This is a genomic window from Alkalidesulfovibrio alkalitolerans DSM 16529 (assembly GCF_000422245.1).
Taxonomy (GTDB): Bacteria; Desulfobacterota; Desulfovibrionia; order Desulfovibrionales; family Desulfovibrionaceae; genus Alkalidesulfovibrio; species Alkalidesulfovibrio alkalitolerans.
The window spans coordinates 237,125-261,138 of record NZ_ATHI01000005.1 but is presented as its reverse complement, the minus strand read 5'-3'; the positions used below and the strand labels follow the sequence as shown (position 1 = coordinate 261,138).

Annotated in this window: 20 protein-coding genes; 10 read left to right on the top strand and 10 right to left on the bottom strand. The window is 66.2% G+C overall.

Annotated features, from left to right (window positions below):
• Positions 1 to 203 precede the first annotated feature (203 nt).
• The 3 genes from DSAT_RS04190 to DSAT_RS04180 are packed head-to-tail and all read right to left on the bottom strand — an operon-like array spanning position 204 to position 3,254.
• Positions 204 to 758 carry an epoxyqueuosine reductase QueH gene (locus DSAT_RS04190; RefSeq protein ID WP_020886346.1) on the bottom strand — a complete coding sequence of 185 codons (555 nt, stop codon included), beginning with the start codon at positions 756 to 758 and terminating at the stop codon, positions 204 to 206.
• Between the two features lie 18 nt (positions 759 to 776).
• Positions 777 to 2,246 (bottom strand): Rne/Rng family ribonuclease, encoded by a 1,470-nt coding sequence (locus DSAT_RS04185; RefSeq protein WP_020886345.1) that lies wholly within the window; start codon positions 2,244 to 2,246, stop codon positions 777 to 779.
• Between the two features lie 51 nt (positions 2,247 to 2,297).
• Complete coding sequence (locus tag DSAT_RS04180; protein WP_020886344.1) at positions 2,298 to 3,254, bottom strand: radical SAM protein; 957 nt, start codon at positions 3,252 to 3,254, stop codon at positions 2,298 to 2,300.
• 69 nt (positions 3,255 to 3,323) lie between these two features.
• On the opposite strand from DSAT_RS04180, the gene DSAT_RS04175 reads away from it, so the two are divergent.
• The 6 genes from DSAT_RS04175 to DSAT_RS04150 all read left to right on the top strand — a co-directional run bounded on the left by DSAT_RS04175 (position 3,324) and on the right by DSAT_RS04150 (position 11,968).
• Complete coding sequence (locus DSAT_RS04175; protein ID WP_020886343.1) at positions 3,324 to 4,322, top strand: tRNA (adenine-N1)-methyltransferase; 999 nt, start codon at positions 3,324 to 3,326, stop codon at positions 4,320 to 4,322.
• An 11-nt stretch (positions 4,323 to 4,333) separates the two neighbouring features.
• Positions 4,334 to 5,530, top strand: a complete 1,197-nt coding sequence (locus tag DSAT_RS04170) for an MFS transporter (RefSeq protein ID WP_020886342.1) — start codon at positions 4,334 to 4,336, stop codon at positions 5,528 to 5,530.
• 96 nt (positions 5,531 to 5,626) lie between these two features.
• Positions 5,627 to 5,971: a hypothetical protein gene (locus tag DSAT_RS04165; RefSeq protein WP_020886341.1), complete on the top strand. Its 345-nt coding sequence runs from the start codon at positions 5,627 to 5,629 to the stop codon at positions 5,969 to 5,971.
• 121 nt (positions 5,972 to 6,092) lie between these two features.
• A complete protein-coding gene (locus DSAT_RS04160; RefSeq protein WP_020886340.1) occupies positions 6,093 to 8,726 on the top strand; it encodes a TIGR03960 family B12-binding radical SAM protein in 2,634 nt (877 codons plus the stop codon).
• Between the two features lie 78 nt (positions 8,727 to 8,804).
• The gene (locus tag DSAT_RS04155; protein WP_020886339.1) at positions 8,805 to 9,074 is read left to right on the top strand and encodes a hypothetical protein; all 270 of its coding nucleotides are present in this window, start codon (positions 8,805 to 8,807) and stop codon (positions 9,072 to 9,074) included.
• A gap of 191 nt (positions 9,075 to 9,265) precedes the next feature.
• Positions 9,266 to 11,968 (top strand): M16 family metallopeptidase, encoded by a 2,703-nt coding sequence (locus DSAT_RS04150; RefSeq protein WP_235695917.1) that lies wholly within the window; start codon positions 9,266 to 9,268, stop codon positions 11,966 to 11,968.
• A gap of 245 nt (positions 11,969 to 12,213) precedes the next feature.
• Here the strand turns inward: DSAT_RS04150 and DSAT_RS04145 are convergent, their stop codons facing one another.
• From DSAT_RS04145 to DSAT_RS04135, 3 genes are all read right to left on the bottom strand, one after another.
• On the bottom strand, positions 12,214 to 12,468 hold the full coding sequence (locus DSAT_RS04145; RefSeq protein ID WP_020886337.1) for a hypothetical protein: 255 nt from the start codon (positions 12,466 to 12,468) through the stop codon (positions 12,214 to 12,216).
• A 73-nt stretch (positions 12,469 to 12,541) separates the two neighbouring features.
• Positions 12,542 to 12,982, bottom strand: coding sequence for a protein-export chaperone SecB (locus DSAT_RS04140; protein WP_020886336.1), 441 nt, complete (start codon positions 12,980 to 12,982; stop codon positions 12,542 to 12,544).
• 397 nt (positions 12,983 to 13,379) lie between these two features.
• On the bottom strand, positions 13,380 to 14,342 hold the full coding sequence (locus tag DSAT_RS04135) for an omptin family outer membrane protease (protein ID WP_020886335.1): 963 nt from the start codon (positions 14,340 to 14,342) through the stop codon (positions 13,380 to 13,382).
• Between the two features lie 262 nt (positions 14,343 to 14,604).
• On the opposite strand from DSAT_RS04135, the gene DSAT_RS04130 reads away from it, so the two are divergent.
• Positions 14,605 to 15,381 carry an SDR family oxidoreductase gene (locus tag DSAT_RS04130; protein ID WP_020886334.1) on the top strand — a complete coding sequence of 259 codons (777 nt, stop codon included), beginning with the start codon at positions 14,605 to 14,607 and terminating at the stop codon, positions 15,379 to 15,381.
• A gap of 3 nt (positions 15,382 to 15,384) precedes the next feature.
• Here the strand turns inward: DSAT_RS04130 and DSAT_RS14785 are convergent, their stop codons facing one another.
• A complete protein-coding gene (locus DSAT_RS14785) occupies positions 15,385 to 16,512 on the bottom strand; it encodes a GGDEF domain-containing protein (RefSeq protein ID WP_020886333.1) in 1,128 nt (375 codons plus the stop codon).
• Between the two features lie 186 nt (positions 16,513 to 16,698).
• Between DSAT_RS14785 and DSAT_RS04120 the strand changes: the two genes are divergently transcribed.
• From DSAT_RS04120 to DSAT_RS04110, 3 genes are all read left to right on the top strand, one after another.
• Positions 16,699 to 17,232, top strand: coding sequence for a hypothetical protein (locus DSAT_RS04120; protein WP_020886332.1), 534 nt, complete (start codon positions 16,699 to 16,701; stop codon positions 17,230 to 17,232).
• A gap of 23 nt (positions 17,233 to 17,255) precedes the next feature.
• On the top strand, positions 17,256 to 17,480 hold the full coding sequence (locus DSAT_RS04115; protein WP_020886331.1) for a hypothetical protein: 225 nt from the start codon (positions 17,256 to 17,258) through the stop codon (positions 17,478 to 17,480).
• A 118-nt stretch (positions 17,481 to 17,598) separates the two neighbouring features.
• Complete coding sequence (locus DSAT_RS04110) at positions 17,599 to 18,435, top strand: hypothetical protein (protein ID WP_020886330.1); 837 nt, start codon at positions 17,599 to 17,601, stop codon at positions 18,433 to 18,435.
• A gap of 57 nt (positions 18,436 to 18,492) precedes the next feature.
• Here DSAT_RS04110 and DSAT_RS04105 read toward each other — a convergent pair whose 3' ends face one another.
• Genes DSAT_RS04105 through DSAT_RS04095 form a run of 3 tightly spaced genes read right to left on the bottom strand, consistent with a single transcriptional unit; the run spans position 18,493 to position 23,968 of the window.
• Positions 18,493 to 20,703 carry a PP2C family protein-serine/threonine phosphatase gene (locus DSAT_RS04105; protein WP_020886329.1) on the bottom strand — a complete coding sequence of 737 codons (2,211 nt, stop codon included), beginning with the start codon at positions 20,701 to 20,703 and terminating at the stop codon, positions 18,493 to 18,495.
• A gap of 53 nt (positions 20,704 to 20,756) precedes the next feature.
• Positions 20,757 to 23,273: an ABC transporter permease gene (locus DSAT_RS04100; protein WP_020886328.1), complete on the bottom strand. Its 2,517-nt coding sequence runs from the start codon at positions 23,271 to 23,273 to the stop codon at positions 20,757 to 20,759.
• The gene (locus tag DSAT_RS04095) at positions 23,270 to 23,968 is read right to left on the bottom strand and encodes an ABC transporter ATP-binding protein (protein ID WP_020886327.1); all 699 of its coding nucleotides are present in this window, start codon (positions 23,966 to 23,968) and stop codon (positions 23,270 to 23,272) included. The genes DSAT_RS04100 and DSAT_RS04095 overlap by 4 nt, the downstream gene beginning before the upstream one ends.
• Positions 23,969 to 24,014: the final 46 nt, after the last annotated feature.

The following is a 24,014-nucleotide window of genomic DNA, read 5'->3' as shown; positions in this document are numbered from 1 at the left end:
CTTGCGCCTTGCATCTAGCGCTTTTTGAGCAGCCTGGGGACTGAAAAAGCCCCATCTGCGGCGTTGCCACGGAAAATCCAGTCCCTCGCGTATTGGTAATACGCGTCGGGCCTGGATTTCCCTTACGCCTAGCATCTGGCGTTTTTTGAGCAGCCTGGAAAGGGACCTTTTGCCACGCATGGACCCGGGAAAACGGGTCGCGCTTAACCTTGCAGGAGTTCCTTGCGCCGTTCGAGATCGCTGAAGAGGCAGCCGCAGTAGTCCTGGCGGTACATCTTAAGGCGCTTGGACTCCTCGATGCCCTCGGCCCAGCCCGCGCGGAAGTCGCGATACAGGAAGCGGCTCTTCATCTCCTCGCCGCCGAGGTCGCGGCCGATGGCCGCGATCGTCTCGTGCTTCTGGCGGCGGGAGTAGAGCAGGGTGCTCGTGAAGTGCGAGAAACCGCCCGCGCGCGCGATGAAGGATGTCTCCTCCAGGCGCATGTGCAGGCAGTGGAAGCAGCGGTTGTCCTCGCGAAAGGACACGCGGCGAAACCACGCGGCCGGGTCGTAGCCCTTGTCCTTGACGATCAAGGGCAGGCCGAGCGTTTTGGCGTATGCGGCCATGGCGTCGCGGCGGCGGGCGTATTCGGCCACCGGGTGGATGTTCGGGTTGTAGAAGAGCGCCGTGACCGCGAAGCCCTCCGCCATGAGCGCCCTGACCGGAACGATGGCGCAGGGCGCGCAGCAGACGTGGACGAGGACGCGGGGGGCGCTCATCTCAACTCATGCTCCCGGTCACGACACCTGGGCCGCGATGGTGATGTGCCGCCCGTGTTTTTGTTCCAACTCCACGAGCTTTTGGCGCTTGGAGTTGAGCAGGTACGAGGCCAGTTCCGGGGTCGTGCGGTAGACGAACGTCTCGTCGCCCTTCATGCCGCGCAGGCCGCGATGGATTTCCTTGAGCGCCAGCAGCGACTGCCATTCCATGTTGCGGCGCAAGCCCCGGCCCTGGCAGCAGGGGCAGGTCTCCATGTTCGAGGAGATGGCCGAGGAGCCCATGCGCTGGCGCACCAGTTCCATCAGGCCGAAGCGCGAGATGCGACCCACGTCGGTGCGGGCGCGGTCGCCTTTCATGGCCGCGCGCATGACCTTCTCCACCTCGGCCACGTGCTTTTTGTCCTTCATTTCGATGAAGTCCACCACCACCTGGCCGCCGAGATCGCGCAGGCGAAGCTGCCGGGCGATCTCCTCGGCCGCCTCGACGTTGTTCTTCAGCGCCATGTCCTTGAAATTCTTCTTGCCGCCGATCTTGCCGGAGTTGATGTCGATGGCGGTCAGGGCCTCGGCCTGGTCGATGACGATCTGGCCGCCCGAGGGCAGGGTCACGGTGCGGCCGTAGATCTCCTCGATCTGGCGCGCCAGGCCGAAACGCTCCCAGAGCGTCTTTTCCGGGTCGTCGTGGACCTTGACCATGGCCTTCTTGCGCGGGAAGGCCAGGTTCACAAGCTGGCCGATCTGCTTGGCGGTTTCCTTGTCGTCCACCCAGACCTCGGAGACGTCCGGGGTCAGGTAGTCGCGCACGGCCCTGGCAGGCAGGTCGAGGTCGCGGTAGATGAGCGCCGGGGCCTTCTCGGTGGTGGCCTTCTTGCGTACCTCCTTCCAGGCGCGCTTGAGGTAGCCGATGTCCTTCTTCAGCCCTTCCTGGGTCTGGTCCGCGCTCACGGTGCGCACGATGAGCCCGAGCCCTTCGCCCGGATCGAGCTTTTGCACCATCTCCTTCAGGCGCGCGCGCTCCTCCTCGTCCTCGATCTTGCGCGAGACCCCGAGTTGTTCGCGGCCCGGCGTGAGCACGAAATAGCGTCCCGCGAGCGAGAGATAGGTAGTGACAAAGGCCCCCTTGGTGCCCGTGGGTTCCTTGACCACCTGCACCAGCATCTCCTGGCCGGGCTTCAGCACGTCCTGGATGAGCGGGTAGCGGCCTCCTTTCGGGATGGTGGACGAACCCTGGTAGTATTCGGGGTGGACCTCGTCGATCTGCAAAAAGCCGTTCTTTTCGGCCCCGAAGTTGATGAACGCCGCCTGTAGCGACGAGTCTATGTTGTGGATGTAGCCCTTGTAGATGTTGCCCCTCATCTTGGCCTGGTGCAGCATTTCGACGTAATACTCCTGCACCTTGCCTTCCTCGGAGAGGACAAGCTCGACCAATTCGCCCGGAAGCACGGAAAGAAACATCTTCCGCCGGGACTTCTTTCCCTCGGATGTCATGCAAACCTCGAAAAAAGTATGTGGTCCGGCCCCGCGGCCGGAACCGTTCGTTTAATCTCTGGCGAGCGCGTAGAAAGTATCGTCGCAGGTAACGGCGCCCTCGCTCTCCAGCCTGTGGAGAAGCGCGCGCACGCGCTCTTCATCGACGCCCAGCGCGTCGGAAATCTGCCCCGGCGTCTGCGGGCGACGCCTAAGGGAAGACAAGACTATTTCCCGAAACGCCTCGTCCGTCAATGGGGACGAAGAGGCGGTTTCGGCTTTGGATGCGCGTCCGGCCTCGATCTGGCGGTCGGCAGCCCTGGGTTTCGCGCCGAGCCGTCCGGCGAAGCGGGCCAGGGTTTCGGTGTCCGCCGCCGTGGCCTCGGCGTAGGCTCCGGGCCGCGAGAGCGTGACCACGTCCACCCGGTCGGGCGAAATGCGGCCCACGTAGTCCGCCAGCATTTCCAGGTTGGCTTGGCTGTCGTTCAGCCCTTTGCACAGCAGCACTTCCAGGAAGATGCGCCCGGCGAACAATTCGCGAAACTCCATGATCCCCCGCGCACAGGCGGCCGCCGTGATGCCGGCCGCGGGCCTGTTCACGGCCGCGAACTCGTCCTCCACGAGCGAATCGAGCGAGGGCAGGACGATGTCCGCGCCCATGAGCTCGGCCCGCACCGTGGCGTCCGTGAGCAGGGTGGCGTTGGTCAGCACGGCCACGGGCAGGCCGGGGTGGATTTTTTTCGCCCCTTCGATGATCATGCCCATGTCCAGGTTCAGGCAGGGCTCGCCGAGCCCTCCGAGCGTCACGACCTCGGGCGCGCGGTTCTCGCGGCTGTAGGCCGAAAGCTCGGCGAGCACCGTCTCGCCCCGGACCCAGCGCCGCCGCTCGCGCGTCAGCGTGCGGGTTTTGCCCACCTCGCAATAGAGGCAATCCATGGAGCAGATGGGCGCGCCAAGAAGATCGAGCCCGAGCGAGAGCCCGAGCCTGCTTGAGCGAACCGGACCGAAAATGCTGCGGTACGTGGTCATGGATTTCCGCCGGAACAATGCCTTGACAGAACGTGGCCGTCGGGTAACTCACCCGGATTCGGAGGACACATGATACGAGACGGCGAATTGGTACTGTGCATCAGCCCTAAGGGCAAGCGATATCTGCGGCGGCTGGACCCCAAACAACCCCTGCACACCCACGACGGCAGGCTCGAGGCCGAGGCCGTGCGCCAGGCGGGTTTCGGCGGCACGGCCCTGACGCACCTGGGCCGCCCCTATCTGGTGCTCAAGCCCACCCTGCACGACCTGTGCAAGAACCTCAAGCGTCAGACCCAGATCATCTACCCCAAGGACATCGGCTACATCCTGATGCGCCTTTCCGTGGGCCCCGGCGCGACCGTGGTCGAGGCGGGTTCGGGCTCGGGCTCCATGACCCTGGCCCTGGCTTGGTTCGTCGGTCCCACCGGCACAGTGCACACCTTCGAGCGGCGCGAGGAGTTCCGCAAGCTGTGCGGCCGCAACCTGGTCTGGGCCGGGCTCGACGACGGCCGGGTCAAGCAGTACGACCGCGACATCGCCGAAGGCTTCGACGTCACGGACGCGGACGCGCTCTTCCTGGACGTGCGCACGCCCTGGGAATACCTGGATCAGGCCGTCGCGGCGGTCAAGCCGGGCGCGCCCATGGCCTTTCTGGTGCCCACGGTGAACCAGATCAGCGATCTCTTGCGCGGGCTCGAAAAAGGGCCGTTCATGGACGTGGAGGTCTTGGAGATCCTCGTTCGGCGCTACAAGCCCGTGCCCGACAGGCTTCGGCCCGCCGACCGCATGGTGGCGCACACCTGCTTCCTGATTTTCTGCCGCGCGGCGGTGCCGCCCGCGAGCGGGGAAGAATGCGGTTGCGCCCTGCTCGGTGAAGATGGCGGCGCGGCTGCGGACGACATCGCCCCTGGCGTCGAAATCCCGTTGCACGACGAGAAGCCGCGCGGCCAGGCGCTCGACGACGAGCCCGCGCTCGAAGACGGGGCGCCCGCCCAAGCCCCGGACGACGCGCAGCAGGCCGAGGGGCCGCCCGAGCGCCGCCTGGGCGCGGACGCGGACGGAGAGTAGCCGCGTCGCATATGAGCCAGACAGTCGTCAATTCCAGGCAGGGGCTGCCGTTTCGCGCGGCCCTGCCCATGCTCTGCTTCCTGACCCTGGCCTTCTGGCTCGGATTTTTGGCCCGCATCCTCATGGGGCCGCTCATGGTGCCCATCACCCGCGATCTGGCCGCGTCCAACACTGAGGCGGGGGGCTTCGTGCTCCTGGTGGGGCTTGGGGCCACCGTGGGGCTGCTTTCGAGCGGCTTCATCTCGCGTTTTTTGACGCACCGCCTGACCATCTCCCTGGCGCTTCTGGGCATGGGCGTTGGCGCGCTCCTCTCCGGCACGGCCGACACACTTTTCGCGTTCCAGGCGTCGTTGTTCGCCATGGGCGCGGGTGCGGGTTTGTATCTGCCTTCGGCCATCTCGGTCATCACCTCGTTGACCCGTCGCGCCGACTGGGGCAAGGCGCTTTCGGTGCACGAGGCCGCCCCCAACGTGGCCTTCATCGTCGCGCCGCTGTTCGCGGAGTTCATGGTCGAGACGCACGACTGGCGCTCGGCCTTCACGGTGCTCGGCGCGGCGAGCCTCGTGGCGGGGGCGCTCTTCGCCCTGCGCGGCCCCGGCAAGGGCGAGCGGGGCGAGGCCCCAAGCCCCAGCCTGCTTGCGGACATCGTCAGACGACCGGTGTTTTGGATCATGTCGCTGCTCTTCGGCATCGCCGTGGGGGCTACACTTGGCCCCTACACCATGCTTCCGCTGTACTTGGTGGAAGAACGGGGCATGAGCCGCGAGGCGGCCAACATGCTGCTCGCCGTGTCGCGCGTCTCGGGCGTGTTCATGTCCTTTGTGGGCGGCATGTGCGCGGATCGCTTCGGTCCGCGCCGGACCATAGTGGTCTATCTGGCGCTCGCGGGGCTGTTCACCATGCTGCTGGGGTTGACCGAGGGAGTCTGGCTCACGGCGGCCGTGCTTTTGCAGCCGCTCGTCTCCACGACCTTCTTCCCGGCCGGGTTTTCAATGATCTCGCGCGGCATGCCGTTTCAGGCGCGCGGCGTGGCCGTGGGCTTCATCACGCCCATGGGCGCGCTCATCGGCTCGGGCGCGATACCGCTCGGCCTTGGCTGGTGCGGCGACCACATCGGCTTCGGCGCGGGCTTCGTGATGCAGGGCGCGCTCATGCTCGTCTGCCTGCTCGCGGCCTGGCGGCTGCCTCGCAGGGACGTCGAGGAGTAGGGCGCTCAAGCCGCGAATGGCGGCAAAAGGCCGCCTTGACACTGCTGGTCCGCGTGCCTACGTTGGCCGCGCACCGAAAATACCAAGGAGACATTCATGGCATATGACATTCGCATGGCCAAGCTCATCAACGGCGACACCGTGATGGGCAAGTGGGACGCCGAGGGCACCAAGCTGACCGACGTGGCCGTGATCCAGACCGTTCCCACGCAGCAGGGCGTGCAGATGATGCTCCTGCCCTTCGGCTATCCCTTCGAGAACGAGTTCGGAGGCGAGATCAAGGGCGAGCACATCATCTACGAATACAAGAAGTTCCCCGAGGAACTGAAGACCAAGTACCTGGAGGCCACCTCCAACCTGACCCTCTCCGCTCCCGGCGGACTCGGCGGCCTGAAGAATCTGGCCGGCGCGGGCGGCGGGCTCGGGCTGATCAAGAAGTAGGAACCTTGCCTACGAAGCGCACGGAAGAAGCGGGCCGAGGGCGTCCGCGCGGTTTCTTCCGGGCACCCGGCGCGGCCAGTTCGGACCCGCGCCGGGTTCGCGCGTCTTCGCGGCCACGCATATGAAGCACCTCCTCCCCCTCCTGCCGCGCCCAAGCCGCTATGCCGGAAACGAGTGGGGCGCGGTGCGCCGCGACCCTGCGACCGTCTCCGCGCACATCGCCCTGGCCTTTCCCGACCTCTACGAGGTGGGCATGTCCTACCTCGGCCAGCGCATCCTCTACTCCCTGGTCAACGCCGAGCCGACGTGGCTTGCCGAGCGCGTCTTCGCGCCCTGCCCCGAAACGGCCAGGATACTGGCCGCGAACGACGCGCCGCTGTGCACGCTGGAGAGCGACACGCCCCTTGCGCGGCTTAACGCCGTGGCCTTCCACCTGACGCACGAGATGGCCGCGCCCTCCATCCTCTGGATGCTCGACCTTGCGCGCATTCCCCGCCGCACGGCCGAGCGCGGCGAGGAGCACCCGCTCGTGCTCGTGGGCGGCGGCTGTACCGGCGCGGCGGAGTATCTGGCCCCCTTTGCCGACGCCATGGTGCTCGGCGACGGCGAGGCCGTGCTGCCCGAGATCATGCGCCGCCTGGAGCGCTTTCGCGCCGAGTCCGCGCCGCGCGCGCAAAAGCTTCGCGCCCTGGCCGAGATTTCCGGGGTCTACGTGCCCTCGCTCTACGCGGACGACGGATCGGGCCGCATGCGGCCGCTGCCCGGCTCGGGCGCGCCCGAGGTCGTGCGCCGCGCCGTGCTGGCCGATCTCGATGCCGCGCCCTGCCCTGACAGGCTGGTGCTGCCCTGGAGTCAGGCCGTGCACGACCGCCTGGCCCTGGAGATCGCGCGCGGCTGCACGCGCGGCTGCCGCTTCTGCCACGCGGGCATGGCCTATCGCCCCGCGCGCGAGCGCACTCCGGCCAACCTTTTGTCCTGCCTCGAAAAGTCCCTGGACGATGCGGGCTACGAGGAGGTCTCGTTCCTGTCGCTCTCCACGGGCGACTACTCGGCCCTGGAAGGGCTTTTCGCGGGCAGCTTCGACGCCTGCGCGGCCGAGCAGGTGGCCTTTTCCCTGCCTTCCTTGCGCGTGGGCTCGCTCTCGCCCGCGATCATGGACCGCATGGCCCGCATCCGGCGCACGGGCATCACCATCGCGCCCGAGGCAGGCAGCCAGCGCCTGCGCGACGTCATCAACAAGGGCGTGGACGAGGAGGGGCTCCTGGCCCACGTCTCGGCCCTGTTCGCACGCGGCTGGAGCCAGGTGAAGCTCTATTTCATGTGCGGGTTGCCCACCGAGACCAAGGATGACCTGCAGGCCATCTTCGAGCTTTGCCGCAAGGTGGCGAACGCCGCGCCGCGCGGCGCCAAGCGCCTCCAGGTCACGGCGGCTGTGGCCCCGTTCGTGCCCAAGCCGCACACGCCGTTCCAGTGGGAACGCCAGATATCCCTCGACGAGTGCCGGGAGCGCATCGATTTCCTGCGCGACCTTTTCAGGACCGACAAGCGCCTCAAGCTCAAGTGGCACGACCCGCGCACGAGCTTCGTGGAAGGGCTGATCTCGCGCTCAGGGCGCGAGGCCGCGCCGTTGGTGGAGGCCCTGGTGGAGCGCGGACAGGTGCTGCCCGCCTGGGACGAGTATTTCGACTTCGAGGCCTTCATGGCCGCCGTGGGCGAGGCCGGGATCGACCCCGAGGTCTCGTTGCGCGCCCGCGACCCGGAGGAACCGCTGCCCTGGGACCACCTGGACGTGGGCGTGTCCAGGCGCTTTTTGCTGGCCGAACGGGGCCGGGCGCTTTCGGGCAAGATCACCGAGGACTGCCGTTACGGCGCCTGCCGCATGTGCGGCGCGTGCGACGTGGAGGCGGGCGGCTTCGCGCCCGAGGGCGTGAGGCCGCGCACTGTCCTGGCCAGGCGCGACCAGGCCGCGCCCGAGGCGGCTGCCGCCGCTTCGCCTGAAGCTTCCCCCGACGCTTCACCCGGCGCTCCGGCCGAGTCAGTGGCTGGCGACCGGCCCCAGACGTCTCGCGGCCCGCAGCGACCGCCCGAGATCCGCGAGGACCTGACGCGGCGCGAGGGACATTTCCGGGTCTGGTTCGCCAAGACCGGCCCGGCAGCCTGGCTCTCGACCCTGGAGTTGCAGCGCACCCTGGAGCGGGCCTTGCGCCGCGCCGCGATCAAGCCTTCGTTCTCCAAGGGATTTCATCCCATGCCGCAGATATCCTTCGGCCGCGCCCTGCCCGTGGGCGTGGAGAGTGTCGCCGAGTGGTTCGACGTCTTCACCCGCGAACCGTACGCTCTCGACGAGGTGGCCGGGCGGCTTGCGCCGCAAATGCCCGAAGGGCTTACGCTTTCGCGCGTTCAGGAACTCTCCATGGGCCGCCGCCAGCCCCAGGCTGTGGCCGAGGATTTCGTACTCACGCTTGGCGGCGACGAGGAGCGCGCGGCCAAGGTCCGCCAAGCGCTCGAAGCCTTCGCGGCCTCGGCCTCGTTTCCCTTCACTCGCGAGACGCGACACGGTGTGCGCGAACTGGACGCCAGGGCCTTCGTGGCCGCCGTGGAATTCGCCTCGCCGCGCGAGGCGCGCCTGCGCTTCGACTGGCGGCAGGGCTACGTGAGCCCGCTGGCCATCGTGCGCGCCGTGTTGCCCGCGCTTTCGCCGCTCGAATTCCATCTGACCAAGACCGCGCAGCATTTCGAAGAGTCCGCCCCATGATCCCTTCGCCTTGCGCCGGGACGCGCCTCCTGCTACACGGGGTAATGGAGAATCCCCGCACAGCCAAAGGAGACGACCATGAGTGTGACGCCCGAAGCATTGCTGGCAAAGGTCAAGGAAATGTACCCCGAGATCGCGAAATACAAACTCAAGGCCGACATGCGCTACGACGAGGCCAAAAAGACCTGGGTACTGGAGCTGGTGAAGAACGGGCATGTGCTGGTGACCCACATCGAGGCCGAGGACGCGGAAAAATGTCTGGGCGGCGTCGAGTGCGTCTATCTCACCCATCAAGTGGGGCAGTTCATCCGGGTCTATTGCGAGGGCGGAGACTCCTGCAAGGTGTAAGCCTTTTCGCACCGGTGTCTTTCTTCGCGCGAGCTTGTTGGAGAACCCCTTTTTCGGCAGTCTGAAAAAGGGGTTCGTTCCGCTTTTTTCGTTGGCCGCGCGGATTGCGCGGCCCGTTTCGGAGGATTCGCATGCGCCTGATCGTCTGGACGCTTTTGGCTTCTTTGTTCCTTTTTGGAGGCTGTGACTATATGGGAACCATTGAAAGGATGGATCGCGAGCAACGCGCTGCGGAACGCTCGGCCGAGCGCACGCCCGCGCCGACTCCTCCGGCGGACGGCTTCGTCCGCGATGGAGCCGACGAAGCCGCCTCCGTTGCGGGTGACGCGATTGCCGACGGCGACGCGGCGCAGCCGCGCATCACCATACTGGAGAACGGCATGACCGTGCTCACCCAGGCCGACGGTCGCTTCCCCCTGGCCTCGATCCGACTTTACGTGCGCGCCGGGTCCGGCTGGGAGGAGGAGCGCGAGGCGGGCATCTCGCATTTCCTCGAACACATGGCCTTCAAGGGCACCGACCGGCGCGCGCCGGGCCAGGTGGCGGGCGAGATCGAGGGCGCGGGCGGCAGCATGAACGCGGGCACGAGCTTCGACTACACCGTCTACTACGTGGACGTGCCCAAGGATGCCTGGCGGCTCGGGATCGACATCCTGCACGACATGACCGTCAACCCGTCCCTGGACCCGGACGAATTCGAGAGCGAGCGTCAGGTCGTCGTCTCGGAGATCGAGATGGGCGAGGACACGCCCGGCCGCCGTCAGTTCAAGGCGCTGCAGGAGATGGTCTGGCCCGAAACGTCCTACGGCCGCCCGATCATCGGCTTTCGCGAAACCCTGGCCGAGATGACTCCCGAGGACATGCGCGCCTATCTGCGCCGCCTCTACCAGCCGCGCTCCATGCTGCTCGTGGCCGTGGGCGACATCGACCACGCCGAGGTGCTGCAAAAGACCCGCACCTTGTTCGGCCCCCTGCGCAACCAGGGGCCCTTGACCCGTCCCGTGGAGCTTCCCCTGCCGCTCTTTTCCGGGCCCGTGGTCCGCGTGGAGCACGGCAACTGGAACAAGGCCTACCTGAGCCTGGCCTTTCCCGTGTCCGGCCTGAAACGGCAGGAGGCCGTCGGACTCGAACTTCTGGCGCAGCTTCTGGGCGGAGGCCAGAGCGCGCGTCTGCCCAGGAAGTTCAGGTACGAGCAGCAAATGGTGGACCAGGTTTCCGCCTTCTCCATGACCCTTGAGCGGGGCGGCATGTTCGTCATCCAGGCCGTGTGCGACGCGGACAAGGCCGAGACCTTCGTGCGCGCCCTGGCCGAGGAGATGGCCGGTCTCTCGCCCCACGATTTCGGGCCGGACGAGATGGCGCGGGCCAAACTGCAACTGGAAGACGCGCTCTACCGCTCCAAGGAGACGCTCTCCGGGCTGGCGGGCAAGCTTGGCTACTTCACCTTTTTCGAGGACGGCCAAGTCTCCGAGGACAACTATCTCTTCTCCCTGCGCACGGCCGACGCGGAAACGCTCGGCGGGGTCATGGACGAATACCTGCGTTCCGACAGGCTGGCCTCCGTGCTGCTGCTGCCGGAGGGAACCGAGTTGTCCGGCGACGCGCTCGCGGAAGGAGTACGCGAAATCTGGGCGTCTCCGGCCGAGACTGCCGCCCGTCACGAGACGGGCGCGCGCGGCGAGGTGGAGGTCGTGGAACTCGACGGCGGCGTGAGTGTGGTGCTCATGCCCGACGCCACGCTGCCCTATGCGGCCATGGACATCGTCTGGCCCGGCGGCGGCGTCCTCGAACCGCAGGGAGCCGAAGGGCTCGCCGCTTTCACCTCAAATTATCTGGGCAAGGGCGCGGGCGGCCGCACCACCACGCAGCTTCAGGACTATCTGGCCGACCGCGCGGCCTCGGTCGGGGCCTCGGCCAGACGCGACGCCTTCTCGGTTTCGGCGCGCTACCCGGCCCGCTTTGCGGCCGAGGTGCTGCCCATAGTGCGCGACATGATCCTCGATCCCGCCTTCAGCGGCGACGAACTGGGCCGCGTGCGCCAGGAACAGCTCGCAGCCATCAAGCAGCGCGAGGACCAGCCGCTCGGCCTTGCCTTCAGGCGCATCTTCCCCTTCCTTTTCGAGGGGCCGGGGTACGGCACCCACCATCTGGGCATCCCGGAAAGCGTGAGCGCATTTCAGCCCGACGACGCCAAGGCCTTCTTCGAGCGCCAGCGTTCGGCTCCCTTCGTGCTCTCGGCCTGCGGTGTGTTCGAGCGCGAGGCGGTCCTGGAATTGGCCCGCGATCTGGCGGCGCGCACCGGTCCGCGCCGGTCCGTCGAGATCGCGCCGCCCGTCTGGAAGGACGAGCGGCAGGCCACGGCGCATCTGCCGGGGCGCAACCAGACGCACCTGGTCAAGATATTCCCCGCGCCCGGCCTGAACAGCCCTGACGCGCCCGCGCTGGCGCTGCTCAAGGAGGCCCTGGCCGGGCAAAGCGGCATCCTCTTCCGCGAGCTTCGCGACCGCCAGGGCCTTGGCTACTCGGTCACGGCGATGCTCTGGCAGACGCCGGACTCCGGGTTCCTGGCCTTTTACATCGGCACGGACCCGGACAAGGCCGAACAGGCGTTGGCGGGCTTCGAGGAGACAGTGGAGAGCCTTTCGCGCGAGCCGCTGCCCGTTGCCGAGGTAGAGCGCGCGCAGAACTTGATGCGCGGCGACTATTGGCGCGACCGCCAGACCCTGGGCAGCCGCTCGGGCGAGGCCGCCGGGCTCAAGGCGCGGGGGCTGCCGCTCGACTTCAACGAGACGCTGCTCGACAAGGCGGGCAAGGCCACCCCCGAGGATGTCGCGGCCGTGGCCTCGCGCATCCTGCGTCTCGACAAGGCCTATCTCTTCACCGTCACCCCTTAGGGGCGAGGCGTGAAAAATCCGCTCTGGCGGCGTTGCTTCAAGCCGGGCAAACCCTCGCGTATGTGGAATACGCGTCGGTCTTGCCCGGCTCTCGCGCCTTGCTTTCGCGTTTTTTGACGCCTCGCCTGGCGGGTCGCTGAAAAATCCGCGCTGGCGGCTGCGGGGCTCTGTCCAGCGCCCCCGCGTGGGAAGATATTTTTCGGCACAACATGTGACCGATCGGTCACATGTTGGCGCGGGGCGGGTCAGGCCTTGAGGATCTGGCGGGCGATGTCGATGTCGTAGAAGCTCAGGGGATTGAAGGGCTTGTCCTTGCCGTCGTACATGGCGATGGCTTTTTGCAGCGCGCCCCAGGGCACCCAGCCGTGATCCTCCCAGAGTTTGGGGTCGTCCTGGTTCCAGAGGCGGAACCAGACGGTTCCCTCCTCCTCCTTGACGTACATGCGCACCCGTTTCTTGGCCGGGTTGGGGTAGTAGTAGCGTCCGCGTTCGTCCTTCATGTGGGTGCTCCAGAATGATTTCTGTCCGCGTCTTGCCCGCTGGCAAGGGGGCGTGTCAAGGCGGGGTCGGCGGTCAGGCCGTTCCCGAGGGCATGCCGCCGGGCAGGACGTAGCGTCCTTGATTCCAGTCGGCTTCGGGCTCCCCGAGGACGAGGGGCAGGTACACGGGCGGCATGCCAGATCTGGCCATCAGGTTCGAGACCGCCTCCCTGGCGTAAGGGAGCAGGATATGCTTGGCGTAGGTGTCCAGGAACGTGCGCATCTCTTCTTTTTCCGGCGCGCGCAGGAAGGCGAAGTAGCCGCTCACGGCGACGTCGAGGGAGAAGGGGAATCCCTCGCCCACGGTGTGCACACGCATGGTGACCCTGACCTGCCGCCCGTCACCCTCGCGGGGCGCGGCCTTCAGGTCGATGGAGAAGCCGCCCCGGTGGACTTCCTGGGGAGGGGATTCGTCGTCGAGCCGAAAATTGATCTCGCGCAGCTTGATCGCCTGCAATTCGAACTGATTCTTCATGGACGGGTTCACCTCCTCGGGGCGGGAGAGACTGTAGTCCGGTTGCGTCGAAGCATCAATGCGCGTGTGCCGGGCGGAGCGATTTTGCGGGCGGCGCGCGGGGGACGGCGTCCGGTACGCAGGGTGCGGCTCCGGGCGGGAGCCCCGGCGCGGGAAAAAAGGACAGCGCCGATGTCGCACCGGCGCTGAGATTGTTGACAAACCCCTTTTCCCAGGCTGTTCAAAAAGGCCCAGATGCAAGGCGCAAGAAAAGCTCAAGGCCGACGCGTATTTGCAATACACGAGGATTTGAGCTTTTCGCGGCAACGCAGCAGATGGGACTTTTTCAACAGCCTGAGCGCCGATGTCGCACCGGCGCTGTCCGCGGGTTCCAGGGAAACGTCCGCTCGCGCGGGGATCAGAACAGGTAGCTCAGGGAGACGGAGAACATGTTGGAGTGGTGGTCGACTCCGCCGCCCTTGTGTTCGTACGACCGGTCGCCGGCGGTGCGGTCGTTGATGCGCACGTCGCCCTTCGTGGTCAGGAATTTCTGGTAATCGTAGGCGAGGGCCAGGGAGAATCTGTCCGTGAAGGCGTACCCGGCTTTGACCCCCAGGCCGTAATAGCGCATGTGGGTAAATTTGCCCTTGAAGATTGTGCTGCGCAGGATATGGTTGTCGCGATCCTCGGCCCAGGCGTAGATCGTGCCCCTGGCGTAGGCGTCCAGGGTGAAACCCTCGTAATTCGCCGAGGCGCTCAGGCCGATGTAGGGCACATAGTACCACTGCTCGTAGTCGATGACCTTGCCGTTGAAGGTCACAGGCGTGTCGTGCCAGCCGTTGACGGAATAGATGCCGCTGCCGTCGCGGGCGGTCCATTTCCAGTTGTCGAACTTGAAACCGACCATGGGCACGACGCTGAAATGGTCGTTCAGGTGCAGGGGGGTCTGGACGTTGGTGTCGAGCATGAAGCCGCGTTCGAGCTTGGCGGTGTGGATCGAACGGTCGGTCCACATCAGCTCGTTTTCCTGCGTCCAGTCGTAATCGGTCATCCTGCCCGCGTGATCGTTGACCGCCATCCAGCCGCCGACGTTGACGACAAGCCAGTCGGTCGCGCCGACCGAGACGTTCGCTCCGACCATGTAGATATCGCGAAGCTGCCATTCGAGTTGACTGAGCTTGTGGCTGCCCTCGTAAACGTACTCCCGCGACTCGCCCGTGAGGTATCCCCCGGAAATTTCCAGGGCGACGGGCACGAGGCTGTCGGAGAGCCTGAAGTTCTCGGTGAAGCCTCCGGCGCGCATGGCCTCGGCCCGGACGGGAAGAACCACGCAGACCGCAATGGCGAGGCACCACATCACAATCGTCTTGGACAGCCGCATTCGTTCATCTCCTCACAGGAAAGGCCGTGGCTTTGGCGCTGGCCGCCGCGTCGGCGGGGTTGCGAAAATCCGCGACGTGCGGAAGAAAATCATCAAAAATAATTCGGTCTATATGCGCACGCGCCAAAAATCGCAAGGAGGAATATCGCGTGGTCCGGGCGCTTTCCGAAAGGCGCGCATGACGCAGGGCTTTGCCTGGCTCGATTCCAGGGGTAAAAAGGCGAACGGGCTGCGCGGCAGCAGCCTTTCGAAGGAGGGTGAAATGAGCGGGACGGGAGGCGAATGGTCGGGCAAGGGGGTGGTAGTCACAGGTGGAGCGCAGGGAATCGGGCACGCCGTGACCCGGGCGTTCTGCCAGGCTGGAGCCTTTGTTGCCCTGTGGGACGCCGACGAGACGGCTCTTGCCTGGGCCGGGGAGGAGCTTTCGGTTGTCGGCCGCGTCTTGCCCGTGCGCTGCGACGTATCGAGCGAGGAAGAGATTTCGCGCGCCGCGTGTAAGACGCTCGACGCTTTCGGTAACGTGGCCGCGCTCGTCTGCAATGCGGGTATCATGCAGCGTTCGCCCATCGGCGAGACGAGCCTCACGCAATGGAATCGGGTCATCGGCGTGAATCTGACCGGCGCGTGGCTGTGCGTGCGCGCTCTTGTCGAGCCCTTGCGCGCCGCGAGCGGGGCGGTCGTGACCATCGCTTCAACCAGGGCTTTTCAGTCCGAGCCCGACACCGAGGCTTACGCCGCCTCCAAGGGAGGCCTCACGGCGCTCACGCACTCGCTGGCCGTGAGTCTTGGACCCGAGGTGCGCGTCAATTGCATCGCGCCGGGCTGGGTCGACGTCAGCCGCCTAGGGAAGCCGGGCGGCCGCGTCCCGGAAACGCTACGGCCCGAGGACCACGCGCAGCATCCCGCAGGCCGCGTGGGCAGGCCCGAGGACGTGGCGGAGCTGGCGCTGTTCCTATGCTCGGGCAAGGCGGGATTTATGACCGGTGAAACGGTCGTCCTGGACGGGGGCATGACCCGCCGCATGCTCTATCTGGAGTGAAACTCAGCCTGCGGCCACACGGTTCATGCCTTTTTCCCTGGCCGTGCGCACGGCGGCGTTGAGGCGGGCGAGAAAAGCCTCCATGTCTTCGTCGGCGCGGCATTCGGCCACGCCGAGACTGATGGTCAGACGCGTCTTGTGGGGGAAGACGTGTCCGGCTACGAGGCGTCGGAGCTTTTCGGCCAGCACGGCCGCCTGCTTGAGGCCAACGTGAGGGGCGAGGATCACGAATTTCTCGCCGCTGAAGCGGTACAGGGCGTCCGCCTTGGTAAGCTTGCCCTGAAGAAGCTCCGCCAAACTCTTCAGCACCTCGTTGCCGCCAAGCTGCCCCAAGGCGGAGTTGACCTCCTTGAAATGGTCCACATCCAGGCAGACGGCCGAAAGCTTTGTGCCGTAGCTCTGCACGTAAACTATCTCACGGCTGAGCGCCTCCTCCAGGCGCAGTCTGTTGAACAGGCCGGTCAGATCGTCGTGTCCCACGCAGGCGTCGAGCCGCTCGCGGGCCTGATTCAGGGCGGCGAGGGTCTTCTCGGCCTGCAGTGAGAGGGGACGCACGATCACGAAGAATTGATAGAGCAGGATGGCGGCCACAGCGAGAAAGAAGGCGTATTGCAGTTGCAACAGCCGACGCTGCTCCTCCTTGTTGGCGTCCACGGCCACAAGGGCCAAACGGCCGAAGCCTTCGGCCAGTTCGTCCACGGCCTTGTCCACCAACGCATCTATGCGCGGCGAGGGGCGGCCCCAGGCGTCGTCCGAGGCGGCGATCGCGCGGACGGCGTCGGCGAAGCGCCGGGTACGCTCGTCGAGCGCGAAGGGGTTTTCCGCGAGGAGTTTTCGGGCCCGGTCCAGGTCAGGCAGCGAAAGACTGTCGGGATGTCCCGACGTGAGGGCGTCCTGGGCCTCCAGCAGGCGGCGCGTTTCCACGAGCGTCTGGGAACGGGAGGGATCGTCTGCGCGCTGTACGAGAGCGGCGAGCATGAGCACCCGCTGTTGCTGCTCCATGGCCATGGATTGCGTGCGTTCGGCCCGGGATGCGTGGAGCATGGATTTGTAGCAGGTGGCGAAGCCCAAGAGCACGGCCACGAAGAGCAGGGCGGCCGTGGCTGCGTAGTGAAGCCTCTGGGCGGTCATGGCGGGTCATTTCTCCTTTTCGAGATTTTCTAGCGCGTCGGGGACGCGCGGGCAACCTCGGAGTGCTTTGGTGTCAGGGCCTGACGGACCTCGTCCGTGAAAAGGACGATCTCGGCTTTACGGGTAGAGGCCGGAAAGCGTATAGGGTGAGGCGGCCGCCGAGGTGGCCGGATCGAGGAGGATGCAATGACCGACTTTTCGTTGACCGAGCGCGAAAGCGCGCTTCTCGGGCAGGAGTTCCTGACCTGGCTGTGGTACGCCAGCGAGGCCCGCGGCGGGCTGTTCAAGACCGCGGACGGCGCGCATTTCACCTGCTTCATGGAGCAGCGCGTGGCCGTGCAGGGCGGAGAGGGCGACTCCAGGGAGACCGCCGTGGTCACGGGCGCTCACGCGCGTCTTTCCGAGGCCAAGGCTGGAATTAGGCGCGGCAAGAAGGTCAACAAGGCGCTGCTCAAATTTGACCAGGACGGCGAGAGTTGGACCGTGCAGATCAAGGCCGAGGACTTTGCGCTCGGCTCGCTCAAGCCGCCCAAAACCGAGAAGGCGGGCGAGGACGAGGACCCCGACGGCGCGTTTCTGGAGAAGATGTACCTCCACGAGAAGTGCCTCGCCTTTTTCGACGCCATTTATCGGGAGTTCCTGGGCGTCCGGCTCTCCGCGACGCGCTGGCCCGAGGAACTTAAGGCATTTGGCGTGTGGCTGGCCAAGGAAGACGAATAGTGCCAGGGCGCGAAGGAAGCACCGTGCGCCGTGCGCGTATGATGGCCGCCCTGGGCGGGGTGCTCGTGCTCGTGGGCGTCTACTTGTGGCTGACGGCCTCCTGGTGGCTCGGAGCATTCCACGTTTTCCTGGGCGTTAACCGGCTGGCGCGGCCCTGGTACTCGGCCAACACGGTGCGCAGGCTGCGCTATGCCGAGTGGGGCGCAGCCTTGATGGTCACGGCGGCGGTGGTGGCCTTCCACGTTTAGTGGGCGTGGTCCTGCGCGCCTGACCACGGCGGTTTTTCCATTCCTAATCCGCCGTTCCCCAGGATGGCGCGACCACCTCGCGGAACGGAGTCGCAACGGGCGAAAGGTGACGATCGGCATGGCGTCGAGCGAAAAACGAGGTTTTTTTGTCTGGTGGGGAGTGGCCGTCCTGTCCTTCGTCCTGTTTTCGACCAACGCCTATCATCGGGTCGTCCCATTCGATCTCAGGGCCGAATTCTCGCCTCCTCCGATTCCTTATCGCGACGCCCTGCGAAGGCTCGATGCCTTGCAGCCTCTTCTCTCCGCACAGGAATTCGCAATTCAGGCTACGCAAATCTACCATTCGGCCATCAGGTACGATTGGCCAGACGGTCTTTCACGGATCGATTTCCGCGACAACTGGATACTTTTTCTGGCGAGCGGTCTTGATCCGCTTCTCGCGGCCTTGAAACTGCAGCGGCAGGAAACGAGAATTTTCACGAATTTCGAGTCCTTCAAATACCAGCGCGCTCTGGGACGAGGCTTTGGAATCTGCTCGCAAAACGCTTTGGGGCTGGCGGATCTTCTTCACAGGCGATATGGGGTGCAGACGCGGGTTGTCGGCCTTGATGGTCACGTCGTGCTACAGATCGAACTGGACGACGGCGGGTCCATGATCAGCGATCCCTCCCTGGGTTTGACGCTTCCCTTCGGGATCGACGATGCGCCAGGAGAAATCGGATATGTCCGGCGCGTCTATGGAGAGGCGGGGCACGCCGGGCTTGGAGAGCGCTACGACGAACAGGGCAACCTGCTCGGTCCCGAAGTCGGCGCGGGGCCGTATGCCCCCCCGTTCTACCGGCAGAAGGCCGTTCAGTGGTTCGAGCGGACCGCAGACGTGGCGTCTTGGCTGCTGTCGTTTTGCACGTTCCTGTTTGCGGTCGGGAAAATCAGGCGATCGCGCGCGCGACGATGAGCCGCCTCCTGTTCTTGGGGATGCACTTTCCTCGCGGCGTGATCCTGTTCGCGCAGGCTACGACCGCCCGGCAGTCCTGACGAGCACGGCCAGGGTCACGTCGTCCTCCTGGGGCTGGTCCCCCCTGAAGGCCGCGAGGTCGTCGAGCACGGCCGCGACGACCTCCTCGGCGGAGGCGTGGCCGTTTCGCGCGAGAACCGCACGCAGCCGCTCCTTCCCGTACATCTCTCCGCCGGGTCCTCTGGTCTCCCATATCCCATCCGTGCCGATACATAACACTTGTCCCGATTCGAGTCGGCGCGTTCCAGGGGTGTAGGACGCCTCTGCGTCGAGCCCGATGGCTGGGCCGCCTCCGTTGAGTTCCTCGAACCGGCCGTTGGCCGGATCGTAGAGCAGGGCGGGGTCATGACCTGCCCTGATCCAGGTCGCCACGCCCGATTCCGTGTCCAGTTCGAGGTAGAAAAGCGTCAGGAAATGGCCGGTGGCTGCCGTGTCGCGCGCCACCAGACGATTCACGGCAGAGACCGCCTCCCCGGCTTTGCCGGGATAGGTGAGGTGCGCGCGAAGCGCCGCGCGGGCCGAGGCCATGAGCAGCGCTGCGGGCACGCCGTGGCCGGAGACGTCGCCCACTGCCACGCCGATCACCGGCAGGGCCTCGGGGAAGCGCACGAAGTCGTAGAAATCTCCGCCTGTCTCGTCGCAGTAGATGGCCGTGCCCGCAAGGTCCAGGCCGGGCAGCTTGGGCGGTGCGCCAGGCAGGAGATTATGTTGGATTTCCTGGGCAAGATCCACGGCCTTCTTCAATTTCAGGCGTTCTTCAAGTGCCGGGATGGTCTGGTCGATGGTCCGGCCGAGTTCGGCAATCTCGTCGCGGCCCCTGATAGCGGCCCGGACACTGAAGTCTCCGGCGGCCAGACGGCGCGCCGCCATGCTCAGGATGGCGATGTTGCGGGTGAAAGAACGCGAGAGGACGTAGGACGTGAGCACCACCAGAGCAAAGAGCACGGTCAGGCCTATGCCGGTTAGCCGGACCTGACGTTCGATGCGTCGCTCCACGTCGTCGCGTGCGGTGTCTGCCTGCCGGGTGAGGTCGGTTTTGGGCACGATCAGCAAAAGCGAGATGTTGCGTTCCCGGTTGATGGGCGAGAAGGCCCAGAAGCTTTCCCGGCCTTCGTGGCGCATGGTCAGGACGCTCGACGAACCGCTTGCCAGGGCGCGCGAGAAATAGAGGAATTCGTCGCTGTCCTCGGGCCTCAGCCGCTCAGGCGCGGCGGCCGTGGTCCACTGCGGACGGCGCATTCCCATACGCATGCCTGGACCATGGCCGGGTTGCTCGCCGACGCCTGCCACTTCTTGTTGGTTGGTGCGCTCGCGAGCGACGACGCGAACGCTGAAGGGATCGTCGTCGGGTTGTACGAGCATCGAGACCACGTCGTCCGAGAGGGAGCGCACGTGCTGGTTTTCGTGCAGCACGGCGTGAACGGGGAGGACCAGCGAGGCGACGCCCGCGGGTTTGCCTGTGGTCGGGTCGCGATAGGCCAGGGAGACGAAAAAGACCAGGCGGCCGGTGACGGGGTCGGGCGCGGGCAGGCTCCAGACGGGAACTCCTTGGGCGCAGGCCTCGGCCGAGAGGATGAAGGGGCCGAAGCGTGGCTGCTCGCCGGGCAGGGTCGCGAAGGGGTAGGCCAGCGTCGGTCCGTCAACCGGAGTTATGAGTTGCCACAGGAACAGGCCGGGGTATGCCGCGGCCAGCGATGTGAAGAGCGGTGGCAGGCGGTTCAGGGGCAGGGATGCCGATTCCCCGCCGGGCAGCACGGACCGTCCTGGGAAAACGCCTGGGGCGCTGAAGTCCGGCGTTAATTCGGCGCATTCGTCGGGCCAGGCCTCGCAAAAAAGTTCCTCGGCCTGTGCGGCCTGTAGCGAATCGGGGGGGGCCATGGACCAGGCGTCGGGAGCGCCTTCCCTGGGCAGGGGACAGATGAGCGGCGTCAGCACCTTGTCGGGTGAGCCCAGGAGTTCCTCGATTTCGGCGACGCGCACACGCAGGATCGTTTCCACGAGCTGGCGCTCGCGCTTGAGGACGCGTGCGTGGTCCTCCACGAGGCGGCGCAATTCATTCTCGGCGTTGTCGAGGAGCGTGAGCGAGATCGTGCGGGAGAGGTCGTGTCCGAGCTCGGTCATGGCTTCCTGGCCGGTATAGCGCATCGCGGCCATGGGCACGAGGGTCACTCCCAGGAGCACGATGAAAAGTTTGGTCTTGATGCGCATGTTCTTCCGTTACCCGCTTTCGGGCGCACAATGCAACATGTCGTGAACGTCATTCACTCGTTGCGCAGATAGGCGGCGGGCTTTTGCCCCAGAATCCTGCGCACACCCAAAAGCCCCAGGAAAAGGGTCAGGGTCACGCTGAAAAAGACAGTCAAGGCGACGCTTCTCGGCAGGAAGGTCCATTCCAGATTCAGGACCTCGGTGACCACGGCAAAGCCCAGCGCCGTGCCCAGGACCGCGGCCGTCAGCCCGGCCGCAAGGCCGAGCAGGGCGTATTCCAGGGCCAAGGCGGTCAGGATGTCCGCCCTCGTCGCGCCCACGACCTTCAGCACCACGGCCTCGTAGATGCGACGGTCGGCCGAGGCGCGCAGGCTGGCCGCGAGCACCAAGAGGCCCGTCACCACGGCCACGGCGGCCACAAGGTTTCCGGCCAGCCCGATGCCCTGCATCAGGTCGCCGACGCGGGCCAGGACCTCCTTCACGCGGATGCCCGAGACGTTGGGAAATTCGCGGCCCAGGACGTTCAGTACCCTCGCCTCTGTAGCGTCGTCGCCGTTCATGTAGACCGTGGCGATGTGGCTCTGCGGAGCTTCTTCGAGCACGCCGGGCGGATAGATGAGGGCGAAATTCATGGCCAGGCTGGCCCACTCCACGCGCCGGAAGTTGGCGATGCGAGCCGTGATTTCCTGCCCGAGCAGGTTCACGGTCAGGGTGTCGCCCACGCTCAGGCCCAGGGCTTGGCCGATATCCTGGGTCATGGAGACCAGGGGCTCGCCCGCGTAGTTCTCCGGCCACCACGCCCCGGCCGTGAGGGGATTGTGCTCGGGCTGGCGGGCCATGTAGGTCACGCCCCGGTCGTTGCTCACGGTCCAGCGGAATTCCCTGGGGATAGTTTCAGGGTCCACTGGCTGGCCCTTGAGGCGCACGATGCGTGCCCTAAGCATGGGTTGGCGCGTGACCTTGACGACGCCTGGAAGGGAGGCGGCCAGGGTGTCGAATTCGTGCGCCTGGTCGGGCTGGATGTCGATGAAGAAATAGCTCGGCGCCTGCTCCGGGATGGTCGAGGCGATGCGCTCGCCGAAGTTGCCGCTCATGAGGTTCACGGCCACGAGCACGGTCAGACCCAGGCCCAGGGCGAAGATCACCGATTCCGTGGCGTTTCCCGGCCGGTGCAGGGCAGTGGCCGCGAGGCGCAGGCGCGGGGCGTTTCGAGGCCGGATGCGCGCGGCCAGGCGGCGCACGCAAAGGGCCGTGACGGCGAAGACCCCGAAGGCGGCCAGGGCCGAGGCAGCGAAAAACAGCGCCAGCTTTGTGTCTTCGGTCACGGCCACGGCGTAGCCCGCGAGCGCGAGGCCGCCCAGCGCGGCGACGAGCCTGTGCCGTCTGGTCAGCCGCTCGGGCTCCAAGTAGCCCCTGAAGAGCCCGGCCGCGCGGATGCTGCCTGCAAGGAGCAGCGGGCGCAGGCTGAAGGCCAGAGCCGTGAACAGGCCGAAACCCGAGGCTTTGAGGAGCGGCGAGGCGTAGATGCCAGTGGCCAGGGGCACGGGCAGAAGCCGCTCCAGGACTCCGGAAAGCGTGAAGGGCAGACCCGCGCCCAGGGCGATGCCCGCGAGCGTGCCCACCAGGGCCAGGGTCATGACTTGCAGGAGATAGGCCGAAAGGATGAGCCCAGGCGTCGCGCCCACACACTTCATGATCGCGATGGAACGGCGCTTGTCCGCGAGGAAGGCGGACACGGCGTTGCCCATGCCCAAGCCGCCCACGAGGATGGCCGCAAGGCCGACGAACGTCAGGTAGAGGTGCAGGTTGTCGATGGCCCGCTGTACGCGCGGCCCGGCCGAGGTGTAGTCCCTCACCCGGAAGGGCGCGTCGGGAAAGCGGGTCTCCAGTTCGCGGGCGAAGGCGCGGGCGTCGCGGGGCGGGAAAAGGCGCACCCGGTATTCGCGGGTGATGAGCGAACCGGGCAGCACGAGGCCGGTCGCGTCCAGGGCCTCGGCCGTGATCATCAAGCGGGGTCCAAGGGTGAACACGGACACGGCCCGGTCCGGCTCGCGCGCGATGACCGCCCTGATCTCGAAGACGGCCTCGCCGACCTCCACTTCGTCGCCCACGGAAAGTCCCAGGCGGGCGAGCAGGCCTTCCTCGGCGACGGCGCCGTAAAGGCCGTTTTGCATGGCCAGGGCGTCCGCGAGCGGCATGGCGGGCGAAAGCGTGATCTCGCCATACAGCGGATAGGCCTCGTCCACGGCCTTGAGTTCGCTCAAAAGGCGTTCCTCGCCATCCGTTGTAGCGGCCATGACCCGCATGGAGGCGATTTCGGAGACGTCGCCCGCCGCGCGAAGGGCAGCCAGGACCTCCCCGGGGGGCGGGGCGAAAGATTGGCTGACCTCCACGTCGCCGCCCATGATGGCTTTGGCGTCGCGCCGCACGCCCTCCTGCACCGAGGCGGCCAGCGAGCCCACGAGCGCGATGCAGGCCACGCCAAGGGCGAGGCAGGCAAGGAAGACGGAGAAGCGCGTCAGTCCCTGGCGCAGTTCGCGCCGGGCGATGCGAAGAGCCATCGGGGTCATGCGAAGGCCTCGCCGTTCTCGGCGAGAAGGCCGTCGCGCATGGTCATGCGGCGGCCGCAGCGCCCCGCAAGGGAACGGTCGTGCGTTACCAGGACGAGCGTGGCCCCTCGTTCGGCGCAGAGGTTGAAGAGCAGGTCCATGACCTTCGCGCCGGTGGCCATGTCCAGGTTGCCCGTGGGTTCATCGGCCAAAATAAGGTCCGGGGCCGAGGCGAAGGCGCGGGCCAGGGCCACTCGCTGCTGCTCGCCGCCGGAGAGTTGGGCTGGGAAGTGGTCCAGGCGGTGCGATAGCCCCACGGCCAGAAGGCTCTCCCTGGCCTTGGCGAAAGCCTCGCGCACCCCGGCAAGTTCCAGGGGCAGGGCCACGTTCTCCAGGGCGGTCATGGCCGGGACGAGGTGGAAGCCCTGAAAGACGATGCCAAGCGTGGCTCCCCGGAAACGGGCCAGGGCGTCCTCGTCCATGGCCCCCACGTCGCGCCCGGCCACGCGCACCGAGCCGGAAGTGGCCCGCTCCAGGCCCGAGAGGACCATCAGCAGAGAGGTCTTGCCCGCGCCCGAAGCCCCCATGATGCCGACGGATTCGCCTCTGCCCACGGCCAGGTCCACGCCGCGCAGAATGTTGACGGGTCCGGCGCTGCCCTGTAGGGTCAGGGATACTTCGCGAAGTTCAATGATCGGGTCGCGTGACGTGTCCAAAGCGGCTCCTGGTGCGGAAGGTGACGTGAAACGTTTTCTCAAAGTT

Coding starts and splice junctions, on each gene's coding strand:
- DSAT_RS04190 (WP_020886346.1), bottom strand. CDS start 758: ATGAGCGCCCCCCGCGTCCTCGTCCACGTCTGCTGCGCGCCCTGCGCC.
- DSAT_RS04185 (WP_020886345.1), bottom strand. CDS start 2,246: ATGACATCCGAGGGAAAGAAGTCCCGGCGGAAGATGTTTCTTTCCGTG.
- DSAT_RS04180 (WP_020886344.1), bottom strand. CDS start 3,254: ATGACCACGTACCGCAGCATTTTCGGTCCGGTTCGCTCAAGCAGGCTC.
- DSAT_RS04175 (WP_020886343.1), top strand. CDS start 3,324: ATGATACGAGACGGCGAATTGGTACTGTGCATCAGCCCTAAGGGCAAG.
- DSAT_RS04170 (WP_020886342.1), top strand. CDS start 4,334: ATGAGCCAGACAGTCGTCAATTCCAGGCAGGGGCTGCCGTTTCGCGCG.
- DSAT_RS04165 (WP_020886341.1), top strand. CDS start 5,627: ATGGCATATGACATTCGCATGGCCAAGCTCATCAACGGCGACACCGTG.
- DSAT_RS04160 (WP_020886340.1), top strand. CDS start 6,093: ATGAAGCACCTCCTCCCCCTCCTGCCGCGCCCAAGCCGCTATGCCGGA.
- DSAT_RS04155 (WP_020886339.1), top strand. CDS start 8,805: ATGAGTGTGACGCCCGAAGCATTGCTGGCAAAGGTCAAGGAAATGTAC.
- DSAT_RS04150 (WP_235695917.1), top strand. CDS start 9,266: ATGGGAACCATTGAAAGGATGGATCGCGAGCAACGCGCTGCGGAACGC.
- DSAT_RS04145 (WP_020886337.1), bottom strand. CDS start 12,468: ATGAAGGACGAACGCGGACGCTACTACTACCCCAACCCGGCCAAGAAA.
- DSAT_RS04140 (WP_020886336.1), bottom strand. CDS start 12,982: ATGAAGAATCAGTTCGAATTGCAGGCGATCAAGCTGCGCGAGATCAAT.
- DSAT_RS04135 (WP_020886335.1), bottom strand. CDS start 14,342: ATGCGGCTGTCCAAGACGATTGTGATGTGGTGCCTCGCCATTGCGGTC.
- DSAT_RS04130 (WP_020886334.1), top strand. CDS start 14,605: ATGAGCGGGACGGGAGGCGAATGGTCGGGCAAGGGGGTGGTAGTCACA.
- DSAT_RS14785 (WP_020886333.1), bottom strand. CDS start 16,512: ATGACCGCCCAGAGGCTTCACTACGCAGCCACGGCCGCCCTGCTCTTC.
- DSAT_RS04120 (WP_020886332.1), top strand. CDS start 16,699: ATGACCGACTTTTCGTTGACCGAGCGCGAAAGCGCGCTTCTCGGGCAG.
- DSAT_RS04110 (WP_020886330.1), top strand. CDS start 17,599: ATGGCGTCGAGCGAAAAACGAGGTTTTTTTGTCTGGTGGGGAGTGGCC.
- DSAT_RS04105 (WP_020886329.1), bottom strand. CDS start 20,703: ATGCGCATCAAGACCAAACTTTTCATCGTGCTCCTGGGAGTGACCCTC.
- DSAT_RS04100 (WP_020886328.1), bottom strand. CDS start 23,273: ATGACCCCGATGGCTCTTCGCATCGCCCGGCGCGAACTGCGCCAGGGA.